The following is a 16,898-nucleotide window of genomic DNA, read 5'->3' on the forward strand; positions in this document are numbered from 1 at the left end:
GATTACACTTGTTAAAGGAGTGTGTCCAACAGATAAATTGGATAATCCATTAGCAAAAGCTTGACCAACAGGGCCGAATTTATCACCGATTAATAAATCAACGTGAGCTAATTCAGGGCCATCTCCAATAAGAGCTTCTCCTATTCTGTACATTGGGTCCATTAAATTTCCTCCGTTATATAATAACATTTTATAATATGTTTTTATTTGTAAATATAATTATTGGAAGTTAATCCTTCTTGAAATATCCTTAGGCAAAGGCAATTTTCTGAAAGGTTTTCCTTCACATTTTTCATTAATTTCACTAATCAAGTCATCAACTGTCATTTCTACTTTCTCACCAGTTTCACGAACAGTTACTTGGAACTTGCCGGATTCCATTTCCTTGTCACCGACAACAAATATGTAAGGAATCCATTCTTTAGATGCATTTCTGATTTTTTTACCAATACTCTCATCCCTATCATCAATATCCACACGGATGTTGGAAGCATTGATTTTAGAATAAAGTTCTTCTGCAAATTCTTTATGACTTTCTCCAACAGTTAAGATTCTTGCTTGAATTGGACTTAACCAGGTTGGCAACATTGGAGATCTTTCATTGATTTCAATTGCAGTTTTTTCAAGCATTGCACATAAAACCCTTTCAATACTTCCAGTTGGTGAAGTGTGCAAGATTGTAGGATTGTGCTGTTCGCCATCTTCTCCCAAGTAGGTAATGTCAAATCTTTTACCACTTTCAACATCGATTTGAACAGTTGGGTTTTCAATAGGACGACCTAAAGCGTCAATATTTGCCAAATCTATTTTACATACCCAGTAATGATGTCTTTCAGGCAAGATTTCTAAAAGAATTGGTTTGTTGAACTTGCGAGCAATTTCATACATCCATTCTTCATTTTCTTCAAAGAAGTCTTGAGTTGCTCTGAAAATTACTTCAAAATCTAAATTCAAGTCTTTACCAGTCTGCATACACATGTCAGTTTGTTGAGAGAATTCTTCTAAAGATGAAGGTACATCACAACAGAATGAGTGGCAATCAGGCATGGTAAATGCCCTTAATCTTTTAAGACCAACAACTTCTCCTTTTTTCTCAAAACGGAAACTGTATCTGGTCAATTCAAAAATTTTGGCAGGGAAATTTTTCCATGTCAAATATGAATCGGACATTAATCTGAATGCACCGAAACAAGCTGCAAACCTAAGCATTAAATTCTTTTTAGTGTCGGTTCTGTATTGTCTTTCACCAAATTTGTAAGCATGTTCATAAATTGCTTGATTGTCCAAATCATAGAAGATTGGAGTTTCAACCGGCATTGCTCCACGGTCGACAGTTAAGTCATAAACATAATCGGCAAGCAAATCTCTGATTAATTTTCCTTTTGGATACCATCTGAGGTTTCCAACATCAGAAGCAGGTTCATAATCACAGATTTCTTTTTCTCTCATTAATTTGACATGAGGTGGTTCGCCTTCATCAGATGCGCCCTGACCAAGTTCATAATCAACAAGTTGTTTGAAAGCTCTGTTTTCAAAGTTAAAGTCATCAATTTGAGTTATTTTGTCCCCTTCAAGGATTTGCCATTTAGATGGTTTTCTTTCAACTTTTTCTTCTTCAGTGTCTGCAGTAATAGTTCTTGAAAGTTCGCTTAATGGGTGACCTTTACAGGAAATCTCAAATGCCTTATACCATCCGAAAGGTACTCTTTTAACATTTAAATTTTCAGCAAGCAAAGCTTCCTCAGTATCTTTTAAAATTTTAATAGCAACTTTTGGAGAACCTAATGAAGAAGATAAGTGAGCATATGGATATAATACAATATTTTCAGCTTTAACTTGTTCATTGGTTTTTATAACTTCACTGACTAAATTTTTAACAATACCTTCTGGATTATCTTCATCTTCTTTTTCAACACTTGTAAATACCACTAAAGAATCGTCGAATGCTCCTTGCATTTTAGCATCCTCAATTTCTTCAGCAACAGGTGTTTTATTCTTTACAGTATAATTTAAATAATCAGAATGGATTAGTAAAATTCTCATTTAATCACCATATATTATGGTTTAAATTTTATTTTTAATATTATATAAAATGATTTATACAAAAAATTGTTATATAATAAAGATGCAAATTACTAATTATGAGAATTATTTTAGCAGGGACAGGTAGTGCAGTTGGAAAAACAACAATATCTACCGGAATAATGAAGGCTTTAAGCGAAAAATACAATGTCCAACCTTTTAAAGTTGGGCCAGATTATATCGATCCATCCTACCATACATTAGCTACCGAAAATGTATCCAGAAACCTGGATTCGTTTTTTATGGAATCCGGCCAAGTAAGGGATTCCTATCTAAAGGCTATGGTGGGAAAAGATATAGCCGTGATTGAAGGCGTTCGTGGCCTTTATGAAGGAATTGATTCTGTCAATGACATAGGAAGTACAGCTTCAATAGCCAAATCCTTAAAGGCACCGGTGATTTTAATCATAAACTCCAGAAGTTTGGTTAAAAGTGCGGCGGCTTTGGTTTTGGGCTTTAAGGCTCTTGATCCCGAAATAAATATTGCCGGAGTTATTTTGAATAAAGTTAAAAATAAGGCTCACTACGAAAAAACAAAAAGGTCAATTGAAGAGATTACCAAAACCGAGGTAATTGGCGGTATTGTACGTGATGATGCAATATCAATAGAAGAAAGACATTTAGGTCTTGTTCCTGCTCGTGAAAAAGAGAATTCACTTAAATATATTGATATCTGGTCTGAAGTAATAAAAAATTCAATTGATTTAGACAGACTGGTGGAAATTGCTGGCGAAGCTCCAAAAATTACATCAGATATTGTTCCGATTTGGAATAAATTGAACAAACAAAAGGTTAAAATTGGAGTTGCATACGATGAAATATTTAATTTTTATTATAAGGAAAATATAGAATCTTTAGAGGCAAATAATGCTAAAATTGAATATTTCTCACCTTTAAACGATGAAGGGTTGCCTGATGTAGATGGATTGTATATCGGTGGAGGATATCCTGAACTCTTTTCCAAGGAACTTAGCGCAAATGAAAAAATGCTTCAAGAAATTAATACTTTCCACTTGGAAGATAGGCCTATCTTTGCTGAATGTGGTGGTTTAATGTATCTTATGAATTCCATCCATGAAGATAAAGTTGTTAATGTATATCCTTACAAAGCAATTTTAACAGACAGGGTGCAAGCGCTAAAGTATACAATTGCCGAAGTTACCGAAGACAATATCATATCCAAAAAAGGAGAAAAATTCCACGGTCACGAATTCCATTACTCCAAAGTATTGGTTGATTCAAGTAACATTCAGCACAAGCTGGCATTCAATATATTGAGAGGAAAAGGATCATACAATAACCAAGATGGATTTATTGAGAGAAATACTCTTGCAAGTTATGTTCACACCCATGTAGCTGCAATGCCTGATTTTGGAGGAAATCTGGCCATATCTGCAAAAGAGCTTGGAGGATAGAAAATGAAATTTGAAAAAATTGATTTTTTCCAACCATTGTTAGTTGTAGTTGCAATACTCATATTTTTAGCAATGGGATATATAGGCTCATTCAATTACAGATTTGAAGACCCGTTGAAACCGGAAGTAATATTGACCGTCATATTTGCATGTATCATTTTTGCAGTCGGTGCAGTATGTATCAAATACAAAATTAATGTAGAAAAAACTAAAAGTCTGGATTTTTTATCCGAAAAACTCATACTGGCACTTGTCATAATCGCATTGATTCTGCAAACCCTCAACATGGTATTGCTTGGAGGAATTCCCCTATTCAATAGCGTATTGAAATCAAATGCCACAACCAATATCTGGAGAGTAGCCTATCCACTATTTTTAATAATGATAAATATCCTGCTTGCAAAGTATTACAGTAAGAAATATCTGCTACTGGTAATTCTCGGAGCATTGATTTTCGGTTTAAATGGATATAGAACTTCAGTTCTTGGAATTTTAGGAAGCTCTTTTATTACCCTTTATTACCTTAAAAAAATATCAAGAAAATTAGGCATAATCTTTATAGCCATAATTGCTGTTGGAATGTTAGCAGTCGGATACATTGCATCACAATCAATTGCGAACCAACATTGGACATTAAACCCATTAGAACTTGTTTTTTACAGAGCTGCATTCACTTTAGAAGTATTTGAAAAAATAATACCTTTAGGCGGAAGCACACACGGACATATATTAAGCATGATTTTTTCATCAGGAAGTCCAAGAACATTTATCGGCCAATATGTACTTCATTATGACGTATGCTTAACATCCACATTGTTTGGTCCTGTATATCTTGATTTCGGATTAATCGGACTTACAATTCAAATGTTATTTATGGGAACATTTTTACAGTTAGTACATAAAATAAAAGAAGGAATAGGAGTAGGGATTTACTCCATAATATTAACACACACATTAATTTGGATAGAAACCGGACCAACAGACATAATGATTTGGTTTTTATATCTTTTAGGTTTGATTTTAATAATAATGAATTTTAATTATATTAAATTAAATAAAAATTAATATAATTAATATTACTAATGAAATAAAGAATATGAATGTTCCTCTTACGATGAAATCACCATTTCTTTCAGCATATAATGATAAACCATAAGATAAAATCAATGCTGCAAGCATTTCGATTAATCCGGTGATACCAGCATCAAGTCTTAACAGCCTTCCGCAGATAAATGAAAGAAGATAAGCAACAACTACAACAACAATAATCATTATAATTGGATTTTGAATTAATTGGAAGAACCGTGAATTCTGAAGGCTTCTTTGATTATAGTTATATAAGGTAGTATAACCAAAACTACTATCCCTCGGAGCGTGAGCCCCCCTATTCAATAGAGAAGAAAATCCACCATGGTGAACTCCTCCATCATCTTGCCTATAAAGAGTATTTTTATAAACAACAGGATTTTGTTCACGTCTCTGCATCAGATATTCCATATCTGAAGCATCATAACTATATTCAGGATATTCCTCATCAATATAAGCTGCTGCTCCGCCATCATAGGAAGTGTTATCCAAAGTAGTTTGAGAAGTTCTATCTTGGTATTTTTTAGCAAGTTCCAGCAAATTATCCCGATCTACCAATTTAATGTTTTTACGAAGTGCATAATTGGTTGCCTGACTTGAAAAATAAGAAGAAGAAACAATTGTGACCTTGGATGCCTTTAAACTTTCTCCAACTTCTTCCATCTCTTTTAAAACATCCACCCCAATTTCAAAGTCTTTATCATAGTTTTTACATGCTACAACAACACCAAAATCCCCAAGTGTTGTTGGCAATATGGCATATATATCTATGACTTTCTGAGAGGTTTTAAAATTCTTATAAACCTTGAAACCAGAGTCCTCCATTACCTTAGCTATGAAATTAATAAGTTGTGGTTTTTCCAAATTTCCACCCGCATGTGTTTTTAAAAAAAAATTACTAATATATTTTATACATTAAATTGTTATTAAAGTTTATCATAATTTGCTAGAAATCTAAAAATATTTTAACAAGGTTATACCTTAATAAATATATGAAAGCATTAATAAGTAATGATGATGGAATAACCGCTTCAGGAATCCTTGCTGCAAAAAAAGCAGTAGATAAATTATGTGATACTTATGTAGTGGCACCTGAAACACAACAAAGCGGTATTGGACATGCATTAACACTTTATGAACCATTAAGAGTAAATGAATACACTTTAAAAGACGGAAGTTTGGGATATGGTGTAAGCGGAACCCCTACCGATGCAGTAACTATCGGATTATTTGAGATATTATCCGAACATCCCGATATCATGATTTCTGGAATAAATACAGGCTATAATTTAGGAAAAGCAGAATTAACAACTTCAGGAACTTTAGGAGCTGCTATTGAAGCGGCAAGTTTTGGAATTCCAACAATAGCAATTTCACAGGAAGTAATACGAGACGATATTAAATTTGAAAACGGTGAAGTCGAAATAGACTTCAATTTCGCTACAAAAATGCTAAATAAAATAGCCAAAATTGTTTTAAAAAAAGGTTTACCTGAAGGAATTGATTTGTTAAACGTGAATATTCCTGAAAATCCGATTAATGAAGAATTTGAAGTAGTTACATTAGGAAAAAGAATGTATACACCAATAATTCATGAACGTCTGGATCCCCGTGGAAAACCATACTACTGGATTGGTGGAGAACCATACGATTTTGATGAACCGGGTAGTGATGGATATGAATTACGTAAGGAGCATAAAACTACTGTAACTCCCTTAAAAATAGATTTGACAAGCGATATGAGTTCATTAAAAGAATGGTTAAAATAAAATACTTATAAATTTAAATCTTTAAGTATTTTATCTCTTTCTTCTCTAAGTTCATTTAAAATCTTTTCATCTGTGCATCCGTCTCTTTTTAACTGTTCAATTGTTCTTGTAATTGCTTCTAAATTTTCTTCTAATTGATTAATTGCCATAATATATATTATCAACATTAAAGTATTTAAAGTTGAAACATCAAAAAATAAAAATAGAATTATGACCAAGGATTTGAAAAAATGAGTAACGATAAAGATAATGTAAATAAACTTTTTTCTCAATTTAAAAATAAATATGTAAGCGTAGATTTAAGAGGCAACTATCAAAGTGAAGGAAAAGTAATTGCTATAGATAATTATTTAAATCTTGTCCTTGAAAATGAAAACGGCCTTGAAACCATTAAAGGCGGAAATATCATATTTATTAGTTTAAAAGAAGATTAGGAAATTTTAGAAATCTACTTCTATTCCTAAAATCTCTTTTTCACCATTAAAAACATCCATTGCTATTTGTGCAGCACCAATTGCACCTGATTCTTTTGAAATAACTTTTAATTGATACTTATTTTTGAAGTAATTGTTAATTTCATCTTCAAAGTTAAAAGGTTCGGTTGCACTTCCTACAGAACCTGTCAAAACAATGCCTTCAATATCATTATTGCAAGCAATATCCAAACCTGCAATTTCCATAGCTACAGTCATGATTAATGTATCAATTGCCAATTTGGCATCTTCATCGCCATTTTTATAGTTTTCCAAAAGTTGATCTTTCATATTTGCAACTTTACCATCGATTCCGGCAATTTTAATTGCTCCAGCATGAGAAAAACAATCGTTTGCAGATGCATTGTTTTCATCAATATCCCTAATCATTTCCAAATCGATAGGTCCGTGGACAATACCCATAGCGCCCAGACATGCGTCGATAGCTCCCTTAATTTTTCCATCCTCAATTAGAATATCCACACTGTTTGAAGAGATATCTGCAACAATGAAATTGTTCCAGCCGGTTTCCTTAATTGCATTATAGGAAATGCTTACCTTTTCCGGACTTGCCTGGTGTGAGTAAGCGGCTCTAAACAATCTATCCAAAGAAGTGGAATCCTTGTGAAGACCAGGAATCATTACGGACGGAATATTTAATTCCTGTAACTCTGAAAATACTGATGTTCCACCACCAGTTACCTTGCCTGCACCGTTAATGGATAAAATTCCCCTGTCCTTGACATTTTCAGTAGGCAAAATTCTATTTATGCCATCACCCATTGCATAAGTAATGGCCATTAACTTCACAGAATCTAAATCAATACGTTTGGTCAGTTCCTCACTAGCGGAAACTAAACCTTTTTTACTTTCTTCCCTTCCTATTTTAAAAATATCGATAATATCTCCGTCATCAGACATTATGCAAAAAGAGATTCCAGTAGTTCCATGGTCCATACCAATAAATACCATGATTACCACACATTAAAAAAAAATTATTATATAAAAAAAATAGTAAAAGGATTAAAAAGACTTAATCGTCTTTTTGTAATCCACAAGCTTTTCTTAATCTTTCACCAACAATTTCAATATCTTTTTGACCTTCAGCAGCTCTCATTTCTTTTAAGTTAGCGCCGTCAGTAGCGTTTTCTTCAGCCCATTGTTTTTTGAAAGTTCCATCTTGGATTTCTTTTAAGACCGCTTTCATACCGTCTTTAGCTTCTTGGGTAATGATTCTATTACCTCTAGTTAAACCACCATATTCTGCAGTGTTACTTACATCCTTCCACATTCCGGCAAAACCTTTTTCATAGATTAAGTCTACGATGAGTTTTACTTCGTGGCAAGTTTCAAAGTAAGCGATTTCAGGTTGGTAACCGGCTTCTACCAAAGTGGTGAATCCTGCATTGATCAATTCGGTAATACCACCACATAATACGGTTTGTTCACCGAATAAGTCAGTTTCGGTTTCTTCTTGGAAAGTGGTTTCTAAAACACCTGCTTTGGTTAATCCGCAAGCTTTTGCCATGCCTAATGCAATTTGCATTGCATCGCCGGTTGCATCTTGCTCTACTGCAACTAAACCAGGAATACCGAATCCTTCTTCGTAAGTTCTTCTTACCATGGAACCTGGTCCTTTTGGTGCAAACATTACAACGTTTACGGTTTCATCAGGTTTGATTAATCCAAAGTGGATGTTGTAACCGTGAGAGAATGAAATAGTGTTTCCAGCTTCAACATATTGTGCGATTTGTTCGTTGTAAACTTTTTCTTGGATTTCATCAGGAAGCAAGATGTGAATAATGTCAGCTTCTTTTGAAGCATCTTCAATGGTTTTTACAGTCATTCCATCTTCTTTTGCTAAATTCCAAGAGCTACCATTTTCTCTTAATCCGACAATAACATTAGCTCCACTGTCAGCCATATTTCTAGATTGTGCTCTACCTTGGGAACCATAACCGATTACAGCAATGGTTTTTCCTTCAAGAGCGTCTGTATTTACATCTGCATCGTAATACATTTTCATTTAAAATCATCTCTTTGATTTTTTAATTATTTAATAAAATTAAACTAGATATTTAAAATATCATTATAGTATTATTAATTTCAATATTAATAAAAGTAACTTTTTAAAAAAAATAGAAAATAGATGATTAGTAACCATCTACTAAAACTTTCAATTCACCAGTTACGATATCAATGATGAGACCGTGTACCGGTACGTCTGGAATCAATGGGTGATTTTTGATTTTTTCAACAACGTTTTTAACGTTTTCTTCTTCATCTTCAAATCCACCAATCCATTCGGCCAAATCATATTTGGCAATGTCTTCTTCAGCAATGCCACGAGCGAGCATTTTTTCTTTTAAAGCTTCTGCATCGGCACCGGCCATACCACATTCAGTGTGACCTACAACCAATACTTCTTCACAGCCTAAATTGTAAAGAGCAGCACCAATTGATCTGATAGCATCTTCTCCAACGATGGAGTTTCCTGCATTTCTGACAATTTTTGCATCTCCTCTTTCAAGACCTAAAGCTGGTTCAAAGAAATCGATTAATCTGCAGTCCATACAAGTTAAAATAGCTAATTTTTTCTGTGCATGGTGAGACATTTTTTCGCCTTCAAAGTTTTCTACAAATTTCTTATTATCTTCTAAAACATTTTCTAATATAGTCATTTTAAACTCCCCTTGCCATTGCTGTAAGGCCAGTACGGGCTATTCTTTTAATTCCATAATTTTCTACTAAAGATATGAATGCATTAATCTTTTTCTTATCTCCAGTAAGCTCAATTACCAATGTTTCTTCTGTAACATCTAGAACCTTTGCTCTGAAAATATTAGTATATTGCATTATTTCAGCTCTTGCTTTTTCATTAGGGACATTTACCTTGACAAGGCACAACTCCCTTTTAACAGCTGTTTTAGTAATATCTTTAATCTTGATAACATCAACTAATTTATTTAGTTGCTTTATGACTTGCTCTAAACCTTTCTTGTCTGCATGTACTGAGATAACCATACGAGATAGACCTTCAACTTCTGAGTTTCCAACAGTAATGCTGTCAATATTGAATCCCCTTCTATTGAACAATCCCGCTACTCTTTGTAAAACCCCTGGTTTATCTTCAACTAATGTGGAAATAATATGGTATTCTAAATCCATTTAAATCACATCCTTTTCAAGTTTATACTCACCAATCATCTCATTAATTCCCGCTCCAGGAGGAAGCATAGGCAATGCTTCTTCAGAATCAATTACGACATTCAATAAAATTGGTTCATTATCTTTAATTGCTTTGCTTAAAGCTTCTTTAGTTTCACCAGGTTTTGTAATTTTAACTGCATCAACACCAAAACTTTCAGCCAGTTTAACAAAGTCAGGACTGTTTCCGAGTAAAGTCTGGGAATGCCTTTCATTATACAATAGGCTTTGCCATTGGTATACCATACCTAAAGTTCTGTTTTCCAAAACGACTGCAATAACAGGGATATCATACTCACGAACTGTTGCCAACTCTTGGCATACCATTAAAAATCCGCCGTCACCGCTTAATGATACTACAGGATCATCCGGACAAGCCACTTTAGCACCAATAGCTGATGGGAATCCGAATCCCATAGTTCCCAAACCGCCTGATGAGATAAATTTTCGCGGTTTTTGAGTGTCATAGAAATGTGCCGCCCACATCTGATTTTGACCAACATCTGTTGTCAAGATGGACTCCGGAGTCAGAACTTCTGCAATCTCCTTAATTACACTTTGAGGTTTTAATGGAACATCATCATAAGTTACTCTTGGAAGCAAATCTTTTTTTCTTAGTTTAATCATATCTGTCCATTTATTGACATCATCAGATGCCTTATAATCTTCCAAAGCCTTATTCAATGATGTTAATACATTTCGAGCATCTCCCACAATCGGCAAGTCAACAGGCACGTTCTTGCCAATTTCAGCAGGATCAATATCAATGTGAATTATTTTTGTATCTGGTACAAAACTATCCAATCTTCCGGTAGTTCTGTCTGAAAATCTTATACCAATTGCTATTAACAAGTCGGATTCATTTACTGAATCATTTGAAACTTTTCTTCCATGCATACCAAGCATTCCTAATGCCAAATCATCAGTCTCGTCAATAGCTCCCTTACCTAAAAGTGAAGTCATTACAGGAGCGTTAATTGTATTTGCAAGCTTTTTCAATTCACAGCATGCATTGGATATGATAACACCTGCTCCAGCCAATATTATAGGTCTTTTAGCTTGCTTTATTAAATCACGAGCTTTCCTAATCTGTCTAATGTTACCTTTAGTGGTTGGGTTATAGCCAGGAGTTTCAATTAAGGAATCATCAAATTTAGTGAGTTCCCCTTCCTGAACTTCTTTAGGAACATCAATTAATATTGGACCCGGCCTTCCGCTAGCTGCAATTTCAAAACTAGATTTAATCATTGAAGGAATTGAATCCGGATCTTTCGGCTGATAACTATGCTTGACGATAGGCATGGTTATACCAATGATATCCGCTTCCTGAAAAGCATCATTTCCAATTAAATGAGTAGGAACCTGTCCTGTAATAGCTACAATTGGAGAAGAATCCATATATGCAGTAGCAATACCGGTTACAAGATTAGTTGCACCTGGACCTGAAGTTGCCACACACACTCCCACTTTGCCTGAAGCTCTCGCATAACCGTCAGCTGCATGAGCTGCGCATTGTTCGTGTCTTACTAGTATATGATTCATGTCTGTATCATATAGCATATCATAGAAGGGTATGGTCTGTCCTCCAGGATAACCAAATATTGTCTTGACCCCCATATTTTTGAGGGATTCAATTATTGCTTCTCCGCCTCTCATTTTCAAAACCTTTTTATTTATTATGCATTTACTTATGTATACAAAAATATATATAATTATTGAAATCAAATTAATGTTAGCAAATTGTGTTGATTTAAATGGACCTGACCAAATATATCTGCCATCGAATTCCAGAGAGAAGTTTCTTTATCAAAGGCCATCAGTTTCCTGTTTGTGCCAGATGCACAGGTTTCTATACCGGTTTAGTAGTTTATTTAATTGTAAATCATTTTTACAAGCATAGCTACGATTTGAATATGTTATTCATTTCAATGATTCTGATGATACCGGTGGCCATAGATGGTTTAACGCAATACTTCGGACCAAGAGAAAGTACAAATGCATTAAGATTCATTACCGGTTTTATTGGTGGTGTAGGTCTAATAATCTTTTTAAAAATAATTATAAGGTGGGTTTTTAGTGTACTGTAGACATTGTGGAGAAAATAACCTAGACGAAGCTGTATATTGTAAAAATTGCGGTAAAAAACTAAAAGAAGAACCTAAAAAAGTGGAAGTTGTTGAAAGACCACGTCAAAATCAGGATTACAATCAGAAAAGCACCACCACAACTACTTCAGCTGATGATAGCGCAGGCTGGGTAGGATGCTGCTGTTTAGGATTAATAATAATATTTATTATTTCAGCATTAACCAGCGGATTCTAATCAGTCTTTCATATAATAATATAAAACAGCCTTTTGGGCATGCATTCTGTTTTCCGCTTCATCATAAATTACAGATTGAGGTCCATCGATTACATCAGCAGTTACTTCCTGACCTCTGATTGCAGGCAAACAGTGCATGAAAATGGCTCCATCATTAGCCAAACTCATCAAATCTGAATTTACTTGGAATGGTGCGAAATCAATCTCCCTTTGAGCCGCTTCAGCTTCATCACCCATACTTACCCATACGTCTGTGTATACGATATCGACATTTTCCAGTGCCACGCCAATATCGTCAGTGATTGTGATTTCAGTATTGTTTTCTTCTGCGTATTCACGAGCGGTCTTTAAAATAGCTTCATTAGGCTCATATCCTTTAGGACAAGCCACAGATGCATCCATTCCTAAAAGAGGAGCAATCAATAAAAGGGAATTACAGACATTGTTTCCATCGCCGACAAAGCAGATCTTTTTTCCTTCCCAACCACCTAAATGTTCCTTAATGGTTAGCATGTCGGCCAATGCTTGGCAAGGGTGTTCCAAATCAGTCAATCCGCTGATGACTGGGACATCAGAATGTTCAGCTAGTTCTTCAACATCACTGTGTTTAATTGCACGGATCATTATTCCATCAACAAAACGGCTTAATACCTTTGCAGTATCGCTAATCGGTTCCCCTCTACCCATCTGCAAATCATTGGAAGATAAAAATATTGCCCTTCCGCCTAACTGATACATTCCAACATCAAAAGAAAGTCTGGTTCTTGTAGATGACTTTTGAAATATCATTGCCAATGTTTTGCCTTCGAGAGGTTTCTCTTCCATTTCACCCGCTTTAATTTTACTAGCTAAATCCAGAATGTATTTAACATCCTCTTTAATATCACTAACAGATAATAAACTATCCATCTAAAATTCCCCTTATAATACTAATAAAAAAAAATATTTGTTTAAAATATATATTAAATGTTTCTATAATTCCATTCTAAATTTAATATCCCTAATTGTAGATATCACAGGGGACGAGCAGGAACAAATAAAAAAAGAAAAAAAAGAAATTTAGTTTAAAATTTCTTTCATATGTTCAATACGTTTGTTTACAAGTTCAGTTGTACCGACATCTCTTCTGTGGTAAACATTACCTTTAACAAATTCACAAGCCTTTTCAGCTATTTTTTCAGCTTCTTCAATTGATTCGCCACTGGCTACAATACCTAATGCTCTTGAGCCTGACAAGTGAATGCCATCTTCCTCTTGGCTTACAGCTGCATAGAAGACCTTTGCGCCTAACTCTTCAATAGCTTCCTCTTCCACTTCAATCACTTCGCCGGCATGTTCGGTTTCCGGATATCCGTCAGGCACAATGTATTTGCATACGCTGGCCTTGTCTTCAAATTCCGCTTTATCCAAGGTACCATCAACAATAGCTTGGCAGATATCAACAAATGGAGTTTTAAGTAAAGGCAGTACGTTCATAGCTTCAGGATCTCCGAATCTTGCATTGTATTCTATGAGTCTTGGTCCATCAGCAGTTAACATAAATTGACCGTATAATATACCTTTGTAAGGTTCTGCTTCCTCTGCAATAGCTTTTAAGGTAGCTTGCATGATTTCAACAGCTTTATCATAATCTTCCTGTGTTAGGAACGGCAGTAGTCCACCTACATCAGAGTATGATCCCATACCTCCGGTTATTGCACCGATATCGCCTTCAAATGCGTGAGGATGGTCCTGTGCTGCAGGCATTGGAGCCAAGTGTTCGCCATCACAGAATGCCTGGATGGTGAATTCTTCACCAATTAATCTTTCCTCAATGATTACCTGAGCAAATCCACCCATTACATTGTCTATGACTTCACATGAGTATTCTTTTGCTTCCTCATTGTCTTTTAAGTGGTCACCTACGATTTTAACTCCTTTACCACCAGTCAACCCGACAGGTTTTATTACAACATCTCGGTCAAATTCATCCAGGAAGTTAGAAACATCTTCAGAGTTGTCAAATACTTTGTAGACTAGAGATCCTTCGATTTCGTAATCTTCAAAGAGCTTTCTCATGAATGATTTGTCAGTTTCAATACGAGCTGCACTTTGGGTTGGTCCAACACATTTAATTCCGTTTTTTTGAAGTTCATCAACTATTCCTTTTCCAAGCGGAGCTTCAGGACCAATAAATGCAATGTCAATTTCATTTTCTACAGCATATTCTGCTACTTTTTCAACTTCCCCTTCATCGCCTTGCTTAAATTCAGCGATTTTACTCATTCCAGGGTTAATTTTACTCATATAACAGTATAATTCCACATCATCTTTAAGTGCATCAGCAATTGCATGTTCACGAGCACCAGTACCAACAACTAAAACTTTCATAATTGAGTCTCCTATTAATTTAGAATATGTTTTTAAAAATATTTAAATTATATTAAAATTAAAAATTTTATATGGTGAAGTGTATGAACACTAGAAATTTAATAATTATTGCAATACTTATTATTCTAGCTGTGATTGTGGGACTTTTTGCATTCACAACACTACAAGATAACAGCCAAAATGGAAAAATAAATACGGAAATTACTTTTTTAAGTGGAGACACTTTAAAAAGTGGGAAAACAGTTGAATTTCAACTAAAAGATGCTGATAACAATGCGATTATTGGTGAAAACATTACAATACTATTTGAAGAAAATGGTGAAAACCAAACCTATTCAATTGTCACAGACAATGAGGGTAAAGGAGGACTTGCTTTAAATAACGAAATGCCGGGAACATATGTTGTCTATGTTTTATATAACGGAACAACAAGATTCAATGCATGTAATGCTTCACAAACAATAACTATCGAAGAAGGTTACTACCAGCCGGCCACTGATTCAAGTTCAGAAGAATCTGATACAAGCGAACCTATCGTGAGCAATTCAAGTGCAGGTACTTCACTGTATAATGGAAATTCATCCACTTCTCAAAATCTACATTATGACAGCCAATATAATTTCTATTATGACGACAACGGAATAATCCGTGGCGGTCAAAATGATGGAATGTCAGCGGATTATATAAGGGAAGCTTATTCCTCAAATGATATGGTTGATGAAGAGGGCAACTTACAATAACCCCCTTCTATTTTTCTTTTTTTTAGAAATTTTTTTTAAAAACATTGCCTTTATATATCAACACTTGCATATACAAGAGTATAGTTGCATATGCAAGAGAGGTAGATTATGGAAAAGAATGAAAACGTTGAAATGATTACAGGAGATCCTAAAAAAGCTATAAACAAATTATCCCTGCCGATTATAGCCAGTATGTTTCTGATATTCATAAACAATATCATTGACAGTATTTGGGTGTCAGGACTTGGCGCAGAGCCACTGGCCGCACTCGGATACATTACACCATTATTCATGATTCTCGTAGGATTTGGAAACGGGCTGGGAGCTGGTGGTAACTCATTAATCTCAAGATATATCGGAGCGGAAGATAAGTCATCTGCAAACAATGCGGCAATACACAACTTAATCTTAAGCCTGATATTCTCAATTGCCGTTTCAATAATATTTTTAACATTCATGAAACCTTTGCTTGTAATGATGGGGGCAAGCAGCGTCATAGATTATGCAATGGACTATGGATTCATCATATTCATTTGGACATTTGCAATATTGATGCCACCAATCGTAGGTGGAGCATTCAGAGCGGAAGGAGACATCAAAAGGGCAACTGTACCAATAGCTTTAGCTGCAATAATCAACATGATTTTAGATCCGATTTTCATTTATGTATTGAATTTGGGAATAAAGGGAGCTGCATGGGCAACAGCATTAGGACCGTTTATAAGTCTCATGCTCATGTTCTACTGGATATTTGTCAAAAAGGACACATACCTCTCATATGATTTCAATGATTTCAATAATGACCTCAAAATGTACAAGGACATTCTGGTTGTCGGTATCCCGGCAAGTTTGGAACAGTTAGTCCTATCAGTTTTGACAATATTCATAAATTACATGCTTACACTCGTATCAGGACCGGTAGCGGTGGCTGTCTATACCGCAGGATGGAGAATAATAAACATTGGAATGCTTCCGGCAATAGGTGTTGGAACCGCTGCAATATCAGTTGCGGGAGTGGCTTATGGAGCAAGGAAATATGAAAACCTAAGGGTAACCGCAAGATATGCCGTTAAGGTAGCGTTAATAGCTTCGATAATAGCATGTATCCTATTGAACGTGTTCGCAAATCAGATAGTATTCATATTTTCCTATTCGGAAAACAGTGCAGAGTTGGCACCGCTGATAGCCAGTTTCATACAATTGATGTGCCTATTCATATTGTATGTTCCGTTTGGGGCCAGTGCAGGTAACGTTTTCCAAGGCGTCGGCAAAGGAACAATATCCTTCATCTTGACAGCATTAAGAGAATTCATTTTAGTGTTGATCTTTGCATACCTCCTCGGATTCACATTCCACATGGGCGAGTTTGGAATATACTGCGGAATGCTTCTGGGAGGAGGAATCGGTTCCCTCATATGTTATGCATGCATTGAG

The 16,898-nt window shown here is 35.1% G+C and carries 19 protein-coding genes; 8 read left to right on the forward strand and 11 right to left on the reverse strand.

Annotated features, from left to right (window positions below; translation table 11 throughout):
- Both ACJROP_RS01415 and ACJROP_RS01420 read right to left on the reverse strand, forming a co-directional pair.
- Positions 1-153 (reverse strand): formaldehyde-activating enzyme (locus ACJROP_RS01415; protein ID WP_406533732.1); only part of this gene is annotated, 153 nt, incomplete at its 3' end.
- Between the two features lie 66 nt (positions 154-219).
- Positions 220-2,043: a threonine--tRNA ligase gene (locus ACJROP_RS01420; protein ID WP_292882435.1), complete on the reverse strand. Its 1,824-nt coding sequence runs from the start codon at positions 2,041-2,043 to the stop codon at positions 220-222.
- A 98-nt stretch (positions 2,044-2,141) separates the two neighbouring features.
- Between ACJROP_RS01420 and cfbB the strand changes: the two genes are divergently transcribed.
- Positions 2,142-3,497 carry a Ni-sirohydrochlorin a,c-diamide synthase gene (cfbB, locus tag ACJROP_RS01425; protein WP_406533721.1) on the forward strand — a complete coding sequence of 452 codons (1,356 nt, stop codon included), beginning with the start codon at positions 2,142-2,144 and terminating at the stop codon, positions 3,495-3,497.
- Positions 3,498-3,500: 3 nt separating this feature from the next.
- Positions 3,501-4,562, forward strand: a complete 1,062-nt coding sequence (locus ACJROP_RS01430) for an oligosaccharide repeat unit polymerase family protein (protein WP_292882437.1) — start codon at positions 3,501-3,503, stop codon at positions 4,560-4,562.
- Here the strand turns inward: ACJROP_RS01430 and ACJROP_RS01435 are convergent.
- Positions 4,548-5,447: a restriction endonuclease gene (locus ACJROP_RS01435; protein WP_292609837.1), complete on the reverse strand. Its 900-nt coding sequence runs from the start codon at positions 5,445-5,447 to the stop codon at positions 4,548-4,550. The genes ACJROP_RS01430 and ACJROP_RS01435 overlap by 15 nt on opposite strands.
- 128 nt (positions 5,448-5,575) lie before the next feature.
- On the opposite strand from ACJROP_RS01435, the gene surE reads away from it, so the two are divergent.
- On the forward strand, positions 5,576-6,352 hold the full coding sequence (surE, locus tag ACJROP_RS01440; RefSeq protein ID WP_405273165.1) for a 5'/3'-nucleotidase SurE: 777 nt from the start codon (positions 5,576-5,578) through the stop codon (positions 6,350-6,352).
- 5 nt (positions 6,353-6,357) lie between these two features.
- Here the strand turns inward: surE and ACJROP_RS01445 are convergent, their stop codons facing one another.
- Positions 6,358-6,501, reverse strand: a complete 144-nt coding sequence (locus ACJROP_RS01445) for a hypothetical protein (RefSeq protein WP_292882442.1) — start codon at positions 6,499-6,501, stop codon at positions 6,358-6,360.
- A gap of 81 nt (positions 6,502-6,582) precedes the next feature.
- Between ACJROP_RS01445 and ACJROP_RS01450 the strand changes: the two genes are divergently transcribed.
- Positions 6,583-6,786 carry an LSM domain-containing protein gene (locus tag ACJROP_RS01450; RefSeq protein WP_296805242.1) on the forward strand — a complete coding sequence of 68 codons (204 nt, stop codon included), beginning with the start codon at positions 6,583-6,585 and terminating at the stop codon, positions 6,784-6,786.
- 6 nt (positions 6,787-6,792) lie between these two features.
- On the opposite strand, the gene ACJROP_RS01455 is transcribed toward ACJROP_RS01450, so the two are convergent.
- From ACJROP_RS01455 to ACJROP_RS01475, 5 genes are all read right to left on the reverse strand, one after another.
- Complete coding sequence (locus ACJROP_RS01455; RefSeq protein WP_405273169.1) at positions 6,793-7,797, reverse strand: methanogenesis marker 12 protein; 1,005 nt, start codon at positions 7,795-7,797, stop codon at positions 6,793-6,795.
- A gap of 61 nt (positions 7,798-7,858) precedes the next feature.
- Positions 7,859-8,851 (reverse strand): ketol-acid reductoisomerase, encoded by a 993-nt coding sequence (gene ilvC, locus ACJROP_RS01460; RefSeq protein WP_406533722.1) that lies wholly within the window; start codon positions 8,849-8,851, stop codon positions 7,859-7,861.
- A 127-nt stretch (positions 8,852-8,978) separates the two neighbouring features.
- Positions 8,979-9,506, reverse strand: a complete 528-nt coding sequence (locus tag ACJROP_RS01465) for a beta-class carbonic anhydrase (protein WP_406533723.1) — start codon at positions 9,504-9,506, stop codon at positions 8,979-8,981.
- Position 9,507: 1 nt separating this feature from the next.
- Positions 9,508-9,993 carry an acetolactate synthase small subunit gene (gene ilvN / locus ACJROP_RS01470; protein ID WP_406533724.1) on the reverse strand — a complete coding sequence of 162 codons (486 nt, stop codon included), beginning with the start codon at positions 9,991-9,993 and terminating at the stop codon, positions 9,508-9,510.
- On the reverse strand, positions 9,994-11,688 hold the full coding sequence (locus ACJROP_RS01475; RefSeq protein WP_406533725.1) for an acetolactate synthase large subunit: 1,695 nt from the start codon (positions 11,686-11,688) through the stop codon (positions 9,994-9,996).
- Positions 11,689-11,786: 98 nt separating this feature from the next.
- On the opposite strand from ACJROP_RS01475, the gene ACJROP_RS01480 reads away from it, so the two are divergent.
- On the forward strand, positions 11,787-12,119 hold the full coding sequence (locus ACJROP_RS01480; RefSeq protein ID WP_406533726.1) for a DUF2085 domain-containing protein: 333 nt from the start codon (positions 11,787-11,789) through the stop codon (positions 12,117-12,119).
- Entirely contained in the window at positions 12,109-12,354 is a 246-nt protein-coding gene (locus ACJROP_RS01485; protein WP_406533727.1) for a zinc-ribbon domain-containing protein, read from the forward strand. The genes ACJROP_RS01480 and ACJROP_RS01485 overlap by 11 nt, the downstream gene beginning before the upstream one ends.
- Here the strand turns inward: ACJROP_RS01485 and argF are convergent, their stop codons facing one another.
- Together argF and purD are read right to left on the reverse strand one after the other, a co-directional pair.
- Entirely contained in the window at positions 12,355-13,263 is a 909-nt protein-coding gene (argF, locus tag ACJROP_RS01490) for an ornithine carbamoyltransferase (protein WP_406533728.1), read from the reverse strand. It lies immediately after the preceding gene.
- A gap of 150 nt (positions 13,264-13,413) precedes the next feature.
- A complete protein-coding gene (gene purD, locus ACJROP_RS01495; RefSeq protein ID WP_406533729.1) occupies positions 13,414-14,724 on the reverse strand; it encodes a phosphoribosylamine--glycine ligase in 1,311 nt (436 codons plus the stop codon).
- Positions 14,725-14,807: 83 nt separating this feature from the next.
- Between purD and ACJROP_RS01500 the strand changes: the two genes are divergently transcribed.
- Together ACJROP_RS01500 and ACJROP_RS01505 are read left to right on the forward strand one after the other, a co-directional pair.
- On the forward strand, positions 14,808-15,464 hold the full coding sequence (locus tag ACJROP_RS01500) for a hypothetical protein (RefSeq protein ID WP_406533730.1): 657 nt from the start codon (positions 14,808-14,810) through the stop codon (positions 15,462-15,464).
- Between the two features lie 108 nt (positions 15,465-15,572).
- Positions 15,573-16,898: MATE family efflux transporter (locus ACJROP_RS01505; protein WP_406533731.1), on the forward strand; the 1,326-nt coding region annotated here is incomplete at its 3' end.

Origin of the sequence: Methanobrevibacter sp., assembly GCF_045220775.1 — an archaeon.
GTDB lineage: Archaea > Methanobacteriota > Methanobacteria > Methanobacteriales > Methanobacteriaceae > Methanocatella.

What these genes read in the sequence shown, in the direction of transcription:
- ACJROP_RS01420 (WP_292882435.1), bottom strand. Translation starts at nt 2,043, where the DNA reads ATGAGAATTTTACTAATCCATTCTGATTATTTAAATTATACTGTAAAG.
- cfbB (WP_406533721.1), top strand. Translation starts at nt 2,142, where the DNA reads ATGAGAATTATTTTAGCAGGGACAGGTAGTGCAGTTGGAAAAACAACA.
- ACJROP_RS01430 (WP_292882437.1), top strand. Translation starts at nt 3,501, where the DNA reads ATGAAATTTGAAAAAATTGATTTTTTCCAACCATTGTTAGTTGTAGTT.
- surE (WP_405273165.1), top strand. Translation starts at nt 5,576, where the DNA reads ATGAAAGCATTAATAAGTAATGATGATGGAATAACCGCTTCAGGAATC.
- ACJROP_RS01445 (WP_292882442.1), bottom strand. Translation starts at nt 6,501, where the DNA reads ATGGCAATTAATCAATTAGAAGAAAATTTAGAAGCAATTACAAGAACA.
- ACJROP_RS01450 (WP_296805242.1), top strand. Translation starts at nt 6,583, where the DNA reads ATGAGTAACGATAAAGATAATGTAAATAAACTTTTTTCTCAATTTAAA.
- ACJROP_RS01455 (WP_405273169.1), bottom strand. Translation starts at nt 7,797, where the DNA reads ATGGTATTTATTGGTATGGACCATGGAACTACTGGAATCTCTTTTTGC.
- ilvC (WP_406533722.1), bottom strand. Translation starts at nt 8,851, where the DNA reads ATGAAAATGTATTACGATGCAGATGTAAATACAGACGCTCTTGAAGGA.
- ACJROP_RS01465 (WP_406533723.1), bottom strand. Translation starts at nt 9,506, where the DNA reads ATGACTATATTAGAAAATGTTTTAGAAGATAATAAGAAATTTGTAGAA.
- ilvN (WP_406533724.1), bottom strand. Translation starts at nt 9,993, where the DNA reads ATGGATTTAGAATACCATATTATTTCCACATTAGTTGAAGATAAACCA.
- ACJROP_RS01475 (WP_406533725.1), bottom strand. Translation starts at nt 11,688, where the DNA reads ATGAGAGGCGGAGAAGCAATAATTGAATCCCTCAAAAATATGGGGGTC.
- ACJROP_RS01480 (WP_406533726.1), top strand. Translation starts at nt 11,787, where the DNA reads ATGGACCTGACCAAATATATCTGCCATCGAATTCCAGAGAGAAGTTTC.
- argF (WP_406533728.1), bottom strand. Translation starts at nt 13,263, where the DNA reads ATGGATAGTTTATTATCTGTTAGTGATATTAAAGAGGATGTTAAATAC.
- purD (WP_406533729.1), bottom strand. Translation starts at nt 14,724, where the DNA reads ATGAAAGTTTTAGTTGTTGGTACTGGTGCTCGTGAACATGCAATTGCT.
- ACJROP_RS01500 (WP_406533730.1), top strand. Translation starts at nt 14,808, where the DNA reads ATGAACACTAGAAATTTAATAATTATTGCAATACTTATTATTCTAGCT.